At 67.9% G+C, this 16,961-nt stretch carries 14 protein-coding genes and 1 tRNA gene; 9 read left to right on the forward strand and 6 right to left on the reverse strand.

Translation table 11 applies throughout. The features are described 5' to 3' along the window. Positions 1-253: 253 nt before the first annotated feature. The 6 genes from rsmG to rpmH all read right to left on the reverse strand — a co-directional run bounded on the left by rsmG (position 254) and on the right by rpmH (position 3,704). Complete coding sequence (rsmG, locus tag ACWGI8_RS10610) at positions 254-970, reverse strand: 16S rRNA (guanine(527)-N(7))-methyltransferase RsmG (RefSeq protein ID WP_453659762.1); 717 nt, start codon at positions 968-970, stop codon at positions 254-256. A 108-nt stretch (positions 971-1,078) separates the two neighbouring features. After that, complete coding sequence (locus tag ACWGI8_RS10615) at positions 1,079-1,591, reverse strand: Jag family protein (protein WP_453659763.1); 513 nt, start codon at positions 1,589-1,591, stop codon at positions 1,079-1,081. A gap of 14 nt (positions 1,592-1,605) precedes the next feature. After that, positions 1,606-2,850 carry a membrane protein insertase YidC gene (gene yidC / locus ACWGI8_RS10620; RefSeq protein ID WP_453659764.1) on the reverse strand — a complete coding sequence of 415 codons (1,245 nt, stop codon included), beginning with the start codon at positions 2,848-2,850 and terminating at the stop codon, positions 1,606-1,608. Positions 2,851-2,853: 3 nt separating this feature from the next. Next, a complete protein-coding gene (gene yidD, locus ACWGI8_RS10625; RefSeq protein ID WP_453659765.1) occupies positions 2,854-3,180 on the reverse strand; it encodes a membrane protein insertion efficiency factor YidD in 327 nt (108 codons plus the stop codon). Beyond that, complete coding sequence (rnpA, locus tag ACWGI8_RS10630; RefSeq protein ID WP_453659766.1) at positions 3,177-3,548, reverse strand: ribonuclease P protein component; 372 nt, start codon at positions 3,546-3,548, stop codon at positions 3,177-3,179. The genes yidD and rnpA overlap by 4 nt, the downstream gene beginning before the upstream one ends. An 18-nt stretch (positions 3,549-3,566) precedes the next feature. Next, positions 3,567-3,704 carry a 50S ribosomal protein L34 gene (gene rpmH / locus ACWGI8_RS10635; RefSeq protein WP_018846094.1) on the reverse strand — a complete coding sequence of 46 codons (138 nt, stop codon included), beginning with the start codon at positions 3,702-3,704 and terminating at the stop codon, positions 3,567-3,569. 369 nt (positions 3,705-4,073) lie between these two features. On the opposite strand from rpmH, the gene dnaA reads away from it, so the two are divergent. The 9 genes from dnaA (at position 4,074) to ACWGI8_RS10680 (ending at position 16,831) form a co-directional block, all read left to right on the forward strand. Further along, positions 4,074-5,840 carry a chromosomal replication initiator protein DnaA gene (dnaA, locus tag ACWGI8_RS10640; RefSeq protein WP_453659767.1) on the forward strand — a complete coding sequence of 589 codons (1,767 nt, stop codon included), beginning with the start codon at positions 4,074-4,076 and terminating at the stop codon, positions 5,838-5,840. An 896-nt stretch (positions 5,841-6,736) separates the two neighbouring features. Further along, positions 6,737-7,867, forward strand: a complete 1,131-nt coding sequence (dnaN, locus tag ACWGI8_RS10645; protein ID WP_453659774.1) for a DNA polymerase III subunit beta — start codon at positions 6,737-6,739, stop codon at positions 7,865-7,867. A gap of 221 nt (positions 7,868-8,088) precedes the next feature. Next, entirely contained in the window at positions 8,089-8,967 is an 879-nt protein-coding gene (gene gnd, locus ACWGI8_RS10650; RefSeq protein WP_453659768.1) for a phosphogluconate dehydrogenase (NAD(+)-dependent, decarboxylating), read from the forward strand. A gap of 61 nt (positions 8,968-9,028) precedes the next feature. Then, positions 9,029-10,150 carry a DNA replication/repair protein RecF gene (recF, locus tag ACWGI8_RS10655; protein ID WP_453659769.1) on the forward strand — a complete coding sequence of 374 codons (1,122 nt, stop codon included), beginning with the start codon at positions 9,029-9,031 and terminating at the stop codon, positions 10,148-10,150. Continuing rightward, positions 10,147-10,695 carry a DUF721 domain-containing protein gene (locus tag ACWGI8_RS10660; protein WP_453659770.1) on the forward strand — a complete coding sequence of 183 codons (549 nt, stop codon included), beginning with the start codon at positions 10,147-10,149 and terminating at the stop codon, positions 10,693-10,695. Before recF ends, ACWGI8_RS10660 begins: the two co-directional genes overlap by 4 nt. Positions 10,696-11,236: 541 nt before the next feature. After that, positions 11,237-13,306, forward strand: coding sequence for a DNA topoisomerase (ATP-hydrolyzing) subunit B (gene gyrB / locus ACWGI8_RS10665; protein WP_453659771.1), 2,070 nt, complete (start codon positions 11,237-11,239; stop codon positions 13,304-13,306). A gap of 41 nt (positions 13,307-13,347) precedes the next feature. Continuing rightward, positions 13,348-15,972: a DNA gyrase subunit A gene (gene gyrA / locus ACWGI8_RS10670; RefSeq protein WP_453659772.1), complete on the forward strand. Its 2,625-nt coding sequence runs from the start codon at positions 13,348-13,350 to the stop codon at positions 15,970-15,972. 99 nt (positions 15,973-16,071) lie between these two features. Continuing rightward, on the forward strand, positions 16,072-16,674 hold the full coding sequence (locus ACWGI8_RS10675; protein ID WP_453659773.1) for a DUF3566 domain-containing protein: 603 nt from the start codon (positions 16,072-16,074) through the stop codon (positions 16,672-16,674). An 83-nt stretch (positions 16,675-16,757) separates the two neighbouring features. Continuing rightward, positions 16,758-16,831, forward strand: a tRNA-Ile gene (locus ACWGI8_RS10680). The last annotated feature ends 130 nt before the right edge of the window (positions 16,832-16,961 follow it).

Raw genomic sequence — 16,961 nt, forward strand, 5'->3', positions numbered from 1 at the left:
AGCGAGGCCGGTGGTTCTGTGGAGAAATCCACCTCTGTGGACAAGTCCGTAGCCCTCGCGAGGGGCTTACGGTCACGCGGTGTGGCAGCCGCGCGACCGCGGCTGATGATTCCCTGCAGCAGTGAGCGACGTTTCACGTGAAACACGATGCACGCGCCGCACGGTCACATCGTTACGACACTCCGAAATGCGTACGTACGGGGACGGGGGCGGTAAGCAGCCGACGAAGCGCTCCTTGCTCGCCCGACTGGACTTATCGACGGCGACGGGTGCGCTCGGTTCGGGCAGCCTTGGCCCGCTTGGCCGCGAATCTCACACCGCCCGGGCTCTCTCCGACCTCAACCCGTACGACCGTGGAGAGCGGATCAACGATGCCCTCCCCGACATGCAGCACAGAAGTCTCCACGACCCCGAGCTTGCTGAGGGCCGCCCGGGCACCGTTGAGCTCTTCCTCGGCGGTGTCCCCCTTGAGAGCCAGCATCTCCCCGTACGGGCGGAGCAGCGGAACGCCCCAGCCGGCCAGCCGGTCCAGTGGAGCCACCGCGCGAGCCGTCACCACATGCACGGGCGGCAGCTTTCCGAGCATCTCTTCGGCCCGGCCGCGTACCACCGTGACATGGTCCAGCCCCAGCAGCTCGACGACCTCCTGGAGGAAGTTCGTGCGCCGCAGCAGCGGCTCAAGGAGTGTGATCTTGAGATCTGGGCGGACGAGAGCCAGCGGAATACCGGGAAGCCCGGCGCCGGAGCCTACGTCGCAGACCGTGACGCCCTCCGGCACGACCTCGGAGAGCACCGCACAGTTCAGCAGATGCCGCTCCCACAGCCGCGGCACCTCACGCGGACCGATCAGGCCGCGCTTGACTCCCGCATCCGCGAGCAGCTCCGCGTACCTGACGGCCTCAGGGAAGAACTCACCGAATACCGTCCGCGCCTCTTGTGGCGCCTGGGGAAGCTCTGCTGCCTCCGTCACCGGAACCGTCCTTCCATACCGCATTACCGCGCTGTGGTGGCTGACTAACAGGCTGACAAAATTCGGCCCCGTCTGCGAACACAGACGGGGCCGACAGAACGATGAGGGTCAGGCCGGGAGCACGACGACGAAGCGCTGCGGCTCCTCGCCCTCGGACTCACTGCGCAGACCCGCGGCCGCGACCGCGTCGTGCACAACCTTGCGCTCGAACGGCGTCATCGGATTCAGCTTCACCGGCTCGCCCGTGTTCTTGACCTCGTCCGCGGCCTTGGCCCCGAGCTCGGCGAGCTCGGCACGCTTCTTGGCGCGGAAGCCCGCGATGTCCAGCATCAGCCGGCTGCGGTCCCCGGTCTCCCGGTGCACCGCAAGCCGCGTCAGCTCCTGGAGCGCCTCCAGCACCTCGCCGTCGCGGCCCACGAGCTTCTGCAGATCCCGGCTGCTCGCGTCACTGATGATCGAGACCGCGGCCCGGTCCGCCTCGACGTCCATGTCGATGTCGCCGTCAAGATCGGCGATGTCGAGCAGGCCCTCGAGGTAGTCAGCGGCGATCTCCCCCTCCTGCTCCAGGCGGGTCAGGGTGTCGCCACCCTCGGCGGCGGCGGAGGTGGTGCCTTCCGTCACGGATGGACTCCTTCTTACTTCTTGGACGACGGGTGCTTGGGCCTCTGCTGGCCCTTGCGCTGTCCGGTCTTGGCTTGGCGGGCAGTACCGGGGCCGGTCTTGCCGACCGGCTTCGGCGTCGAGTCCTGCGGCTGGTCCTGCTTCTCCAGCGACGGCTTCACCGAACCGGCCTGCTGGGGCTGGACACCACCGGACTGGCGCTGGGCCTTGCTCTGACGCTTGGGCTGTCGCCTCGCGGCTGCGGCGGCCTCGGCATCCGTAGCGACGGCATCGCTCTTGGTCACGGTGCCGTCCGCCTGGGCGGCGAAGCCCGCCTTGGCCAGGCCTGCGATGAACTTGCGCTCGTTGTCGTTGCGGTCGGAGCCCTTGGCGACGATGGCCTGGACCACGTTGCGCTTGCGGCGGCCACGCACCTCGCCGTGAGCAGCGACACCCTTCAGCAGACGCTGCAGGTAGTTGTCCTGCGCCTTGGACCCCGGGGTGGGGTTCTGGTTGATCACGTACATCTGCTGGCCCATGGTCCACACGTTGGTGGTCAGCCAGTAGACAAGGACACCGACGGGGAAGTTGATGCCCATCACGGCGAAGATGATCGGGAAGATGTACATCAGCATCTTCTGCTGCTGCATGTACGGCGTCTTGACGGTCAGGTCGACGTTCTTCTGCATCAGCTGGCGCTGCGTGTAGAACTGTGACGCCGACATCAGGACGATCATGACCGCGGTGACGATGCGCACATCAGTGATCGAAGCGTGGAGCGCCGCGACCTTCTCCGCGGAGTCCGTGAACTTCGCGGCGATCGGAGCGCCGAAGATCTCGGCCTGCCGCGCGCTGTCCACCAGACTCTGGTTGAGGACGCCGATGGTCTTACCCGAGGCGATGTTGCTGAGCACGTGGTACAGAGCGAAGAAGAACGGCGACTGCGCCAGGATGGGCAGGCACGAGGACAGCGGGTTGGTACCCGTGTCCTTGTACAGCTTCATCATCTCTTCGGACTGACGCTGTCGGTCGTTCTTGTAGCGCTCCTGGATCGCCTTCATCTTCGGCTGGAGCGCCTGCATGTTCCGCATCGACTTGATCTGCTTCACAAAGAGCGGGATCAGACAGATACGGATCAGCACCACCAGGGACACGATGGACAGTCCCCAGGCCCAGCCCGTGTCGGGGCCGAAGACCGCCCCGTAAAGAGAGTGGAACTGGACGATGATCCAGGAGACGGGTGTGGTGATAAAGCTGAAGAGACTGGCAATCGTGTCCACTAATCAGGCTCCTTGAGCATTGGGCGAGGTCTCTGCGGCCGGGCTGGTCTCAGGTTGTTGCCCGCCCCTGCCGCTGCGCAGGTAGTCGCGCAGCAGCTCGTGCCAACGAGGTCGTTTACGCGGTGGGACATGGTCCACGCCACCGGGCGACCACGGATTGCACCGCAGAATGCGCCAGGCGGTCAGCGCCGTGCCTTTCACCGCGCCATGCCGGTCGATGGCTGTGTATCCGTAGTGAGAACACGACGGGTAGTACCTGCAGACGGGCCCCAGCAGCGGGCTGATCGTCCACTGGTACAGCTTGATCAGAGCCAGCAGCGGGTACTTCATCGCGCGCCCCCTCCCAGCAGCCGCTGAAAGGCGGCGTCCAGGTCTCGGGCCAGCTGTGCATGGTCGGCGTCGCCCGCTCCGGGCAGCGCCCGTACGACCACCAGGCTACCGGGGGGCAGCTTCGGCAGGCGGTCGCGTATCAGGTGCCGCAGTCTGCGCTTCACCTGGTTCCGTACGACCGCGCCACCTACTGCCTTGCTCACGACGAAACCCGCACGCGTCGGGGGAGCGCTCTCCCCAGGCGCGTGCGGGTCCGTTGCACCGCTGCGTAGATGGACGACGAGAAGCGGGCGTCCGGCCCGGCGTCCTCGGCGTACCGCGATCGCGAAGTCCTCGCGCCGCCTCAGCCGATTCTCGGTAGGCAGCACGTCATGACCTGTTAGCGATCAGGCGGACAGGTTGGCGCGACCCTTGCTGCGGCGGTTCGCCAGGATGGCGCGGCCGGCACGGGTACGCATGCGCAGGCGGAAACCGTGGGTCTTCGCACGACGACGGTTGTTCGGCTGGAAGGTGCGCTTGCTCACTCGGGGGCTCCAGAAATGATTTGTGTGGTTGCGGGGCATCGCCTGGCTGTCACCGTGCGCCCACGAGTAGCTCGCAATACGCCCGAGTGCACCGCTTCACAATCACTGATCGTGATCTTTGCCCATCGGAGGCAGGCGGCAGCAGCCATCGACAACTCGACCTGGTTACGGTACGCGCGGCTACGCCATCCGGTCAAACCAGGGTCACCGCCGCGCCGACTGTGCACAGGCTGTGGACAACAACTTGAACCGCACGGGTCGGCCTGACTACCGTGACTGGACTCGAATTCCTTTCCTACCCGCCTGCCGGGCCTGACCGACCCGTCCCGAGAACCACACATTCGTGGGACCTGTGAGAGAGCGTGCCTTGTGGCTGACGTACCTGCCGATCTTGCCGCAGTGTGGCCACGAGTGCTGGAGCAACTCCTCGGAGAGGGCCAGCAGGGCATCGAGCCCAAGGACAAGCAGTGGATCGAGCGCTGCCAGCCGCTCGCGCTGGTGGCCGACACTGCTCTCCTCGCCGTCCCCAATGAATGGGGCAAGCGCGTCCTCGAAGGCCGGCTGGCCCCGCTGATCAGCGACACCCTCAGCCGCGAATGCGGCCGCCCGATCCGGATCGCGATCACCGTCGACGACTCCGCGGCCGAGCCGGCTGCCCCGCCGCCGCCCGTCCAGCAGCAGCACCGCTATCAGGGTCCGCAGCACGACGAGCCCCGCCAGAGCGACACTTACGAGGGATACGGCCACCGGCCGCCGAGCGACGACGGACTGCCGAACGTCCGCCCCGCCTATCCCGAATACCAGCAGCGCCCCGAGCCCGGGGCCTGGCCACGCACCCAGGAGGAGCTGTCCTGGCAGCAGCCGCGGCTCGGCGGTTTCCAGGAACGCGACCCATACGCCACGGCCCGCCCCCGGCAGCCGCAGCACGACTACCGCTCGCCGATGCCCGACCGGGGGCAGTACGAGCAACAGCGTCCCGAGCGGCACGAGTTGCCGGAGCCGCAGACACCGCGGCACGGCGGCCCGCCGGTCGGGGGAGGACCCGGCGGTGGACCCGGCCCGTTGGGCGCACAGCCCGCGCCGGCTCCGGGCCCCGGCGAGCCGCACGCCAGGCTGAACCCCAAGTACCTCTTCGACACCTTCGTCATCGGCGCGTCCAACCGGTTCGCGCACGCGGCCGCCGTCGCGGTGGCCGAGGCACCGGCGAAGGCGTACAACCCCCTCTTCATCTACGGGGAGTCGGGACTCGGCAAGACCCATCTGCTGCACGCCATCGGGCACTACGCGCGGAGCCTCTACCCGGGGACCCGGGTGCGGTATGTGAGCTCCGAGGAGTTCACCAACGAGTTCATCAACTCGATCCGGGACGGCAAGGGCGACGCGTTCCGCAAGCGCTACCGGGATGTGGACATCCTGCTGGTCGACGACATCCAGTTCCTCGCGAGCAAGGAGTCGACGCAGGAGGAGTTCTTCCACACCTTCAATACGCTCCACAACGCGAACAAGCAGATCGTCCTGTCCTCGGACCGGCCGCCCAAACAGCTGATGACCCTCGAGGACCGGCTGCGGAACCGTTTCGAGTGGGGCCTGACCACCGATGTCCAGCCGCCCGAACTGGAGACGCGGATCGCGATCCTCCGTAAGAAGGCGGTGCAGGAACAGCTCAACGCCCCGCCGGAGGTACTGGAGTTCATCGCCTCGCGGATCTCGCGCAACATCCGCGAGCTCGAAGGCGCGCTGATCCGGGTCACGGCCTTCGCGAGCCTCAATCGGCAGCCGGTCGACCTCGGGCTCACCGAGATCGTGCTCAAGGATCTGATCCCGGGTGGCGAGGACACCGCACCGGAGATCACCGCGAGCGCGATCATGGCGGCGACCGCCGACTACTTCGGACTGACGGTGGAGGATCTCTGCGGCTCGTCGCGGAGCCGGGTGCTGGTCACCGCGCGCCAGATCGCGATGTACCTCTGCCGTGAGCTCACCGATCTGTCGCTGCCGAAGATCGGTGCGCAGTTCGGTGGCCGCGACCATACGACGGTGATGCACGCGGACCGGAAGATCCGCGCGCTGATGGCCGAGCGGCGATCGATCTACAACCAGGTCACCGAGCTGACGAACCGCATCAAGAACGGCTGAGCGGGCTTCCACAGAGCCCTGAACAGGCTGTGGGCAGGGCTCCGAAGGGCGCCCCGGGACGCATTCCCGGGGCGCCCTTCGCGGTTCCGGGCCATCGCCACGCAACCGCGCCGCCACCGCCGCGACATTGCTCTGTTCGAATACGGACCGCCGCCCGGCCGTTCTCCACAGATGTGGGAACGATCTTCCGTCCACAGCCTGGGGACTGCCAAGTTGTCCAGATTGCATCCACAGGGCCGGCTGCTGAAACATGATCACGGCAGGTCAGCCGGTTGTGGATTTGTGGCCAACCGTGCTCCACAGACTGTGGACGGGCGGCTCGTCCACAGGGCGCGATCAAGGTTGTCCCCACCCGGCCCACAAGCCCGGCCGTGTTGCCCACAGCTTCTCCACACCCCTGTCCACTGTTCGGCAACGAAACGCCCGAGCTCACCGGACCGAGTGAAAGGCGTCACACCAAGGTGCTGGGTTGGGCTGTGGGGAACCGGGGTAAAGCTGGGGACAGCACTGGGGAGAAGTCCCTGTGGCCTGTGCATCGGGTGTGCAGAACTTTCGGGTGTCCACAGACAGCCCAGGTTGTCCACTGCTCCCGCCCACAGGGCCCGTGGACAAAAAATCGGGTCTGACCTGCGTGGATGGCGTTATCCACGGTTTCCACAGGCCCTACTACTACTCCCACCTAGAGTTACCGGGGAATTCGCTTCGAAGAGGGCCCTGTGCACAACTCGGCGCCGGAGCTCTGGCCGCCGCTTGTCTCGACTTGACCCCGAGCCGCACCGAGTGTCGGTGCGGTGCGTCAGACTGGTCTCCGGCATCGGCCCCTGGCTCCGGCTGGGAGCCCCGTGCCGACGACGAAGGCCAGCAGGGCGAGCGAGCAACAGCAGGAGGCGGTTCCGGTGAAGATCCGGGTGGAGCGCGATGTACTCGCGGAGGCGGTGGCGTGGGTGGCACGGAGCCTCCCGGCCCGTCCGCCGGCGCCCGTTCTCGCGGGCCTTCTTCTGAAGGCCGAGGACGGCGCTCTCAGCTTCTCCAGCTTCGACTACGAGGTCTCGGCGAAGGTCTCGGTCGAGGCGGAGGTCGAGGAGGACGGGACGGTCCTCGTCTCCGGCCGTCTCCTCGCCGACATCTGCCGCGCTCTCCCCAACCGCCCGGTGGAGATTTCCACAGACGGTGTACGGGCGACCGTGGTCTGCGGTTCCTCCCGCTTCACCCTCCACACCCTCCCTGTGGAGGAGTACCCGGCCCTGCCGCAGATGCCGACCGCGACCGGCACCGTCCCCGGCGAGGTGTTCGCCTCCGCCGCCGCCCAGGTCGCCATCGCCGCCGGCCGCGACGACACCCTCCCCGTCCTCACCGGCGTCCGGATCGAGATCGAGGGCGACACCGTCACCCTGGCCTCCACCGACCGCTACCGCTTCGCGGTCCGCGAGTTCCTCTGGAAGCCGGAGTCCCCGGACGCCTCCGCGGTCGCCCTGGTGCCCGCCAAGACGCTCCTGGACACCGCCAAGGCGCTGACCAGTGGTGACACGGTCACGCTCGCGCTCTCCGGCTCCGGTGCCGGTGAGGGGCTCATCGGTTTCGAGGGCGCCGGCCGCCGCACCACCACCCGGCTGCTCGAGGGTGACCTGCCGAAGTACCGGACGCTCTTCCCCACCGAGTTCAACTCGGTCGCGGTGATCGAGACCGCGCCGTTCGTCGAGGCCGTGAAGCGTGTCGCCCTCGTCGCCGAGCGGAACACGCCGGTGCGGCTCAGCTTCGAGCAGGGCGTGCTGATCCTGGAGGCCGGCTCCAGCGACGATGCACAGGCTGTGGAGCGTGTGGACGCACAGCTGGAGGGCGACGACATCTCGATCGCCTTCAACCCGACGTTCCTGCTGGACGGCCTGAGCGCCATCGACTCCCCGGTGGCCCAGCTCTCGTTCACCACCTCCACCAAGCCCGCGCTGCTCAGCGGCAAGCCGGCCATGGACGCGGAGGCGGACGAGGCGTACAAGTACCTGATCATGCCGGTGCGACTGAGCGGCTGAGCGATGGAGGGCGGTTCAGCCCTTGCGCCCCTCGGCCGGGGGTGTGGGGGTTGTCCCCACAAGATCGCAGCATGCCGGTGCGGCTGAGCCCCGCTCGGCCGCGCGGCCCGCTCACCTGCACTGTCCGTACGTATGAGCGCCCGACCCCACAGGTGTGTACCCGTGCCCCGGCGTAGGCTCGGACGCGGGTACGAAACGCCACACCGTAAGGAATCTGTCTGATGGAGCTCGGTCTCGTCGGCCTCGGCAAGATGGGCGGCAACATGCGCGAGCGCATCCGCCGCGCAGGCCACACCGTCATCGGTTACGACCGCAATCCGGACCTCGCCGATGTCCCCAGCCTTCAGGAGCTTGTGGACAAGCTCAAGGGTCCGCGCGTGGTGTGGGTGATGGTCCCGGCGGGTGCCGCGACCCAGTCCACCATCGACGAGCTGGCCGAGCTGCTGTCTCCCGGCGACATCGTCGTGGACGGCGGCAACTCGCGGTGGACGGACGACGAGAAGCACGCCGTCGAGCTGGGCATCAAGGGCATCGGTTTCGTCGACTGCGGTGTGTCGGGCGGCGTCTGGGGCCTGGAGAACGGCTACGCGCTGATGTACGGCGGCCATGAGGAGCACGTCGCCAAGGTGCAGCCGATCTTCGACGCGCTGAAGCCCGAGGGTGAGTTCGGGTCGGTGCACGCGGGCAAGGTCGGTGCCGGCCACTTCGCGAAGATGGTCCACAACGGCATCGAGTACGCCATGATGCAGGCCTACGCCGAGGGCTGGGAGCTGCTGGAGAAGGTCAGCTCGGTCACCGACGTCCGTGAGGTCTTCCGCTCCTGGCAGGAGGGCACCGTCATCCGTTCCTGGCTGCTCGACCTGGCGGTCAACGCGCTGGACGAGGACGAGCACCTGGAGAAGCTGCGCGGTTATGCACAGGACTCCGGCGAGGGCCGGTGGACCGTGGAAGCCGCCATCGACAACGCGGTACCGCTGCCCGCGATCACCGCTTCGCTGTTCGCGCGGTTCGCGTCCCGTCAGGACGACTCCCCGCAGATGAAGATGATCGCGGCCCTGCGCAACCAGTTCGGCGGTCACGCGGTCGAGAGCAAGAAGTAATCCACAGGCTGTTGGTAGGGCCTGTTGGCAAGCGGTAAGCCGGGGGAGGTCGGCGTCCACCATGCATGTCACGCATCTGTCGCTGGCCGACTTCCGCTCGTACGCCCGGGTCGAGGTCCCGCTCGACCCGGGCGTCACCGCTTTCGTGGGGGCGAACGGGCAGGGCAAGACCAATCTGGTGGAGGCCGTCGGCTATCTCGCGACGCTCGGCAGCCACCGGGTCGCCTCCGACGCGCCGTTGGTGCGGATGGGGGCGGACCGGGCGGTCATCAGGGCCGCCGTCACGCAGGGCGAGCGGTCCCAGCTGATAGAGCTCGAGCTCAATCCCGGCAGGGCGAACCGAGCCAGGATCAATCGATCGTCGCAGGTCAGGCCACGTGACGTACTCGGGATCGTACGGACCGTGATGTTCGCGCCGGAGGATCTGGCGCTGGTGAAGGGCGATCCGGGGGAACGGCGGCGCTTCCTGGACGAGCTGATCACCGCGCGCTCGCCGCGGATGGCGGGGGTGCGGTCCGACTACGAACGGGTGCTCAAGCAGCGCAACACGCTGCTGAAGTCGGCGGCCATGGCGCGGCGGCACGGCGGCCGCTCGATGGACCTCTCCACGCTCGACGTGTGGGATCAGCATCTGGCGCAGGCCGGGGCGGAGCTGCTGGCGCGGCGGCTGGATCTGATCGCGACGCTGCAGCCGCTCACCGACAAGGCGTACGAGCAGCTCGCTCCGGGCGGCGGTCCGGTCACGCTGGAGTACCGCGGATCGGCAGGCGGCTCCGCCCAGACGCGCGACGAGCTGTACGAGCAGCTGGTCGCCGCGCTCGCCGAAGTGCGCAAGCAGGAGATCGAGCGGGGGGTCACGCTCGTCGGGCCGCACCGCGACGAGCTGCTGCTCAAGCTGGGCGAGCTGCCGGCGAAGGGTTACGCGAGCCACGGCGAGTCCTGGTCGTACGCGCTGGCACTGCGGCTGGCCTCGTACGACCTGCTGCGGGCCGAGGGGAACGAGCCGGTGCTCGTCCTCGACGACGTCTTCGCGGAGCTGGACGCCCGGCGGCGCGAGCGGCTTGCGGAGCTGGTGGTTCCGGGTGAGCAGGTGCTGGTCACCGCGGCTGTGGACGATGACGTACCCGGGGTGCTGGCAGGGGCGCGCTACACGGTCGCGGACGGCGCGGTGGAGCGCGTATGAGCGAGAACGAGACATCTGGGATCCCGGCGAAGGTGCCCGAGCCCTCCGGCGTGGACCTGGCGCGGGTCGCGCTGCGCGCGGCCAAGGAACAGGCCCGGGCGCGAGGTGCGGCCGCGCAGGAGAAGCGGCAGGCCAGGCGGGGTGGAGGACTGCGTTCCGGAGCGCGGGCGGACGGCCGGGATCCGCTGCCGCTCGGTTCGGCCATCAGCCGGCTGATCACCGAGCGGGGCTGGGAGACTCCTGCGGCGGTGGGCGGGGTGATGGGCCGCTGGCCGCAGATCGTGGGCGAGGACCTGGCGAAGCACTGTGTTCCGGTGCGGTACGACGACGATCCGGACGAGCGCGTGCTCACGGTGCAGTGCGACTCGACCGCGTGGGCCACGCAGCTGCGGCTGCTGGCGCCGCGGTTGGTGGCCCGGCTGAACGAGGACCTCGGGCAGGGCACGGTCCGCGTGATCAAGGTCTTGGGACCCGGCGGCCCCGCGCACCGGTACGGCCCGCTCCGGGCCCCGGGCAGCATGGGCCCGGGCGACACGTACGGCTGACGACGCCCGGGAGCGATGCGCCTCCGGGACTCCTGGACTTCTGGACGGCTCACGGCTCACGGCTCACGGCTCACGGCTGACGGCCCGGGCGGGCTGCGCCGCCCTCCCTCGGCGGAAAGCGGGGAAGACCAGGGGCGGCTGCGTTCCCTGCCCCTGCTCGCTCCCGCTTGGCGGCGCGTCGAGGCCTGCGTACGCCACCGGTTGCGCACCGCGCGGCCCGGTCGCGGAGCCGGTCCTGGCCGCGGTGGGCGGGGGCCGGCGTGGGGGCTGGAGCGGCCGTGGCTCATGAGGCGTCCCTCACCGTAGCCGGAGGTTGACAGGCCGAAGCGCTCAATGCCCGTGTGAGCCTCTTGGAGCCCCTTCCCGGATATGGGGAGTCGGTCGGCGCCCGTTCAGGGCGGCACATGCGGACTCAGGTACCGGCAAACCCCCATTCGTGTCGGCGGTACCGGTAGACTGGTGGGTAATCCCGCTCGACGCGCGGGACACGTCGATTAATGCCGAACGACGCAGCCGCTCCCGTTTGCCCGGAGAACGGCTTGTGCTGTGCCAGAAAGGGCGCTTCGTGGCCGATTCCGGCAACCCCAACGAGAACATTCCTTCCACTGCTGCCGACGGGACCGGCGAGGCCACCTCGTCGTACGACGCCAGCGCGATCACCGTCCTCGAGGGTTTGGACGCGGTCCGCAAGCGACCTGGCATGTACATCGGCTCGACCGGTGAGCGTGGACTCCACCACCTCGTCTACGAGGTCGTCGACAACTCGGTCGACGAAGCCCTGGCCGGTCATGCGGACACGATCGACGTCACGATCCTCGCCGACGGCGGCGTACGCGTGGTCGACAACGGCCGAGGCATCCCCGTGGACATCCACCCGGTGGAGAAGAAGCCGGCCGTCGAGGTCGTCCTCACCGTGCTGCACGCCGGCGGCAAGTTCGGCGGCGGCGGCTACGCCGTCTCCGGCGGTCTGCACGGCGTCGGCGTATCCGTCGTGAACGCGCTGTCGAGCAAGGTCTCCGTCGACATCAAGCGTGACGGCTTCCGCTGGACGCAGGACTACAAGCTGGGCGTGCCCACCGCGCCGCTGGCCAAGCACGAGTCCGTCGGGGACTCCGGCACGACGGTCACCTTCTGGGCCGACCCGGACGTCTTCGAGACCACCGAGTACTCCTTCGAGACGCTCTCGCGCCGCTTCCAGGAGATGGCCTTCCTCAACAAGGGCCTGACCCTGACGCTGACCGACGAGCGCGAGTCCGCGAAGGCGACGGTCGGCGCCGACGACCCCGACGCCGAGGCGGCGGCGGAGCCGCAGGCCCGTACGGTCAAGTACCACTACGAGGGCGGCATCGTCGACTTCGTGAAGTACCTGAACTCCCGCAAGGGCGAGCTGATCCACCCCACGGTCATCGACATCAATGCCGAGGACAAGGAGAAGCTGCTCTCGCTCGAGGTCGCGATGCAGTGGAACTCGCAGTACAGCGAGGGCGTGTACTCGTTCGCGAACACGATCCACACGCACGAGGGCGGTACCCACGAGGAGGGCTTCCGCGCCGCGCTGACGGGTCTCGTCAACCGGTACGCGCGCGACAAGAAGCTGCTGCGCGAGAAGGACGACAACCTCACGGGTGAGGACATCCGCGAGGGTCTGACCGCGATCATCTCGGTCAAGCTGGGCGAGCCGCAGTTCGAGGGCCAGACGAAGACCAAGCTGGGCAACACGGAGGCGAAGACCTTCGTCCAGAAGGTCGTCAACGAGCACCTCACCGACTGGTTCGACCGCAACCCCAACGAGGCCTCGGACATCATCCGCAAGGCCATCCAGGCGGCCACGGCCCGCGTCGCCGCCCGCAAGGCCCGCGATCTGACTCGTCGCAAGGGCCTGCTGGAGAGCGCCTCGCTGCCCGGCAAGCTGTCCGACTGCCAGTCGAACGACCCCACCAAGTGCGAGATCTTCATCGTCGAGGGTGACTCCGCCGGCGGCTCGGCCAAGTCCGGCCGCAACCCGATGTACCAGGCGATCCTGCCCATCCGAGGCAAGATCCTGAACGTCGAGAAGGCCCGGATCGACAAGATCCTGCAGAACACCGAGGTCCAGGCGCTGATCTCGGCCTTCGGTACCGGAGTCCACGAGGACTTCGACATCGAGAAGCTCCGCTATCACAAGATCATTCTCATGGCGGACGCCGACGTCGACGGCCAGCACATCAACACGCTGCTGCTGACGTTCCTCTTCCGCTTCATGCGGCCGCTGGTCGAGGCCGGACACGTGTTCCTGTCCCGCCCGCCGCTGTACAAGATCAAGTGGGGTCGGGACGACTTCGAGTACGCGTACTCGGACCGTGAGCGCGACGCACTCGTCGAGCTGGGCAAGCAGAACGGCAAGCGGATCAAGGAAGACTCGATCCAGCGCTTCAAGGGTCTCGGCGAGATGAACGCCGAGGAACTGCGGGTCACCACGATGGACGTCGAGCACCGCGTCCTCGGCCAGGTCACCCTGGACGACGCCGCGCAGGCTGACGACCTGTTCTCGGTGCTGATGGGCGAGGACGTCGAGGCGCGGCGCTCGTTCATCCAGCGCAACGCCAAGGACGTCCGCTTCCTCGACATCTGAGTCGGTCTCAGCTGACCGCACGAAAGGACTGAAGACCAGCAATGGCCGACGAGAACACTCCCGCGACTCCCGCCGCCACGGAAACCGAAGGGGAAGAGCAGCAGCTGCGGATCGAGCCCGTCGGGCTCGAGACCGAGATGCAGCGCTCGTACCTCGACTACGCGATGTCCGTCATCGTGTCCCGCGCGCTGCCCGACGTACGGGACGGCCTCAAGCCCGTCCACCGCCGTGTGCTGTACGCGATGTACGACGGCGGCTACCGGCCCGAGAAGGGCTTCTACAAGTGCGCCCGCGTCGTCGGTGACGTCATGGGTACGTACCACCCGCACGGCGACTCCTCCATCTACGACGCGCTCGTCCGCCTCGCGCAGCCGTGGTCGATGCGGATGCCGCTCGTCGACTCCAACGGCAACTTCGGTTCCCCGGGCAACGACCCGGCCGCCGCCATGCGGTACACCGAGTGCAAGATGATGCCGCTGTCCATGGAGATGCTCCGGGACATCGACGAGGAGACCGTCGACTTCCAGGACAACTACGACGGCCGTAACCAGGAGCCGACGGTCCTGCCGGCCCGCTTCCCGAACCTGCTGGTCAACGGCTCGGCGGGCATCGCGGTCGGTATGGCCACCAACATCCCGCCGCACAATCTGCGCGAGGTCGCGGCCGGTGCCCAGTGGGCGCTGGAGCACCCGGAGGCCACCCACGAGGAGCTCCTGGACGCGCTGATCGAGCGGATCAAGGGCCCGGACTTCCCGACCGGCGCGCTGGTCGTGGGCCGCAAGGGCATCGAGGAGGCGTACCGCACCGGCCGCGGCTCCATCACGATGCGCGCGGTCGTCGAGGTCGAGGAGATCCAGAACCGCCAGTGCCTGGTGGTCACGGAGCTTCCGTACCAGACCAACCCGGACAACCTCGCGCAGAAGATTGCCGACCTGGTGAAGGACGGCAAGGTCGGCGGCATCGCCGACGTCCGCGACGAGACCTCGTCCCGTACCGGTCAGCGCCTGGTCATCGTGCTCAAGCGCGACGCCGTCGCCAAGGTCGTCCTCAACAACCTCTACAAGCACACCGACCTCCAGACGAACTTCGGCGCCAACATGCTGGCGCTCGTCGACGGTGTGCCGCGCACGCTGTCCCTCGACGCGTTCATCCGCCACTGGGTGACGCACCAGATCGAGGTCATCGTCCGGCGGACGAAGTTCCGGCTGCGCAAGGCCGAGGAGCGCGCCCACATCCTGCGCGGTCTGCTCAAGGCGCTCGACGCGATCGACGAGGTCATCGCGCTGATCCGGCGCAGTGACACGGTCGAGGTCGCGCGCGAGGGCCTGATGGGCCTGCTGCAGATCGACGAGATCCAGGCGAACGCGATCCTGGAGATGCAGCTGCGCCGGCTGGCCGCCCTGGAGCGGCAGAAGATCGTGCAGGAGCACGACGAGCTGCAGGCGAAGATCAACGAGTACAACCAGATCCTCGCCTCGCCCGAGAAGCAGCGCGCGATCGTCAGCGAGGAGCTGGCCGTCCTCGTCGAGAAGTTCGGCGACGACCGGCGCTCCAAGCTGATCCCCTTCGACGGTGACATGTCCATCGAGGACCTGATCGCCGAGGAGGACATCGTCGTCACGATCACGCGTGGCGGCTACATCAAGCGCACCAAGACCGAGGACTACCGCTCGCAGAAGCGCGGCGGCAAGGGCGTGCGCGGCACGAAGCTGAAGCAGGACGACATCGTCGACCACTTCTTCGTCTCGACCACGCACCACTGGCTGCTGTTCTTCACGAACAAGGGCCGGGTCTACCGGGCGAAGGCGTACGAGCTGCCGGACGCCGGCCGGGACGCCCGTGGCCAGCACGTCGCCAACCTGCTGGCCTTCCAGCCGGACGAGCAGATCGCCGAGATCCTCGCGATCCGCGACTACGAAGCGGTGCCGTACCTGGTCCTCGCGACCAAGGCCGGCCTGGTGAAGAAGACCCCGCTGAAGGACTACGACTCGCCCCGCTCCGGCGGTGTCATCGCGATCAACCTCCGGGAGACGGAGGATGGCAGCGACGACGAGCTGATCGGGGCGGAGCTGGTGTCGGCCGAGGACGATCTGCTGCTCATCAGCAAGAAGGCCCAGTCGATCCGGTTCACCGCCACGGATGAAGCCCTCCGCCCGATGGGCCGTGCGACCTCGGGCGTCAAGGGAATGAGTTTCCGCGAGGGCGACGAACTGCTCTCGATGAATGTGGTGCGGCCCGGTACCTTCGTGTTCACTGCCACGGACGGCGGGTACGCGAAGCGCACCGCCGTCGACGAGTACCGCGTCCAGGGCCGTGGCGGCCTCGGTATCAAGGCCGCCAAGATCGTGGAGGACCGTGGTTCGCTCGTCGGCGCGCTGGTGGTCGAGGAGACCGATGAGATCCTCGCCATCACGCTGTCCGGCGGTGTGATTCGTACGCGAGTCAACGAAGTCAGGGAGACCGGCCGTGACACCATGGGCGTCCAACTGATCAACCTGGGCAAGCGGGATGCCGTGGTCGGTATCGCGCGTAACGCCGAGGCCGGTCGCGAGGCCGAGGAGGTCGACGGAACCGAGGACGCCGAGGATGGTGTCGTGGCCGGGACCTCCGAGACGGCTGAGGTTGCCGAGGGCACGGAGCCCTCGGCTGGGGAGCACGAGGAGTAGAGCGTGAGTGGAGCCACGGGCGCCGGATCGGCCGCTGCTGAATCTGCTGCCGGAGCGAACGGTGCCCGTGGTTCCGCCACGGACTCCCAGGGGGTTACGGTGACCGACACCCGGGGGCCGCAGCCCCCCTTCGAAACCTATGGCGGGGAGCAGCAGGTGCAGCAGGGAACGCAGCCGTACCACCCGCCCCAGGCGTACCCCACGCCCCAGGGCGGGACGCAGGGCGGCCAGCAGCAGCCGGGGCAGCCCGGACAGCAGGCGCCCGCCGGGGTGCCTGCGGGGGCGACCACTGCCGTCCGCCGGCCGCGCACCGGGGCGAGCACACAGCCGCGGACGCGCAAGGCGCGGCTGCGGGTGGCCAAGGCCGACCCGTGGTCGGTGATGAAGGTCAGCTTCCTGCTCTCCATCGCCCTGGGCATCTGCACGATCGTCGCGGCCGCGGTGCTGTGGATGGTCATGGACGCCATGGGCGTCTTCTCCACGGTCGGCGGGACGATCAGCGAGGCGACCGGCTCGAACGAGAGCAATGGCTTCGATCTGCAGTCGTTCCTCTCGCTGCCACGCGTGCTCATCTTCACCTCGGTGATCGCGGTCATCGATGTGGTGCTCGCCACGGCGCTGGCGACGCTGGGAGCCTTCATCTACAACCTCTCCGCCGGGTTCGTGGGCGGAGTCGAGCTGACACTGGCCGAGGACGAATAGTCGGCAGGTCCGGGGGGCAGACAACCGATTTTGGGACTGCCCCCCACGTGCGCTAACCTTCAGGAGTCAGCGCGCAGCGCGGAGGGGCTATAGCTCAGTTGGTTAGAGCGCATCCCTGATAAGGATGAGGCCACAGGTTCAAATCCTGTTAGCCCCACAGTGACGATCGGCCCGGACGGAGACTCTCCCTCCGGGCCGATTTCGTGTCCCGGGTACCGAAGTTGGGCCCTCCCGGAGGCGGGGGCCGGCCCGGACGCAGGTCACCGAACGGTATCGGCCGGTGTGTC

The organism is Streptomyces sp. NPDC054841, from assembly GCF_053611045.1.

Coding starts and splice junctions, on each gene's coding strand:
- ACWGI8_RS10660 (WP_453659770.1), top strand. CDS start 10,147: ATGAGCGAGAACGAGACATCTGGGATCCCGGCGAAGGTGCCCGAGCCC.
- gnd (WP_453659768.1), top strand. CDS start 8,089: ATGGAGCTCGGTCTCGTCGGCCTCGGCAAGATGGGCGGCAACATGCGC.
- recF (WP_453659769.1), top strand. CDS start 9,029: ATGCATGTCACGCATCTGTCGCTGGCCGACTTCCGCTCGTACGCCCGG.
- gyrA (WP_453659772.1), top strand. CDS start 13,348: ATGGCCGACGAGAACACTCCCGCGACTCCCGCCGCCACGGAAACCGAA.
- yidD (WP_453659765.1), bottom strand. CDS start 3,180: ATGAAGTACCCGCTGCTGGCTCTGATCAAGCTGTACCAGTGGACGATC.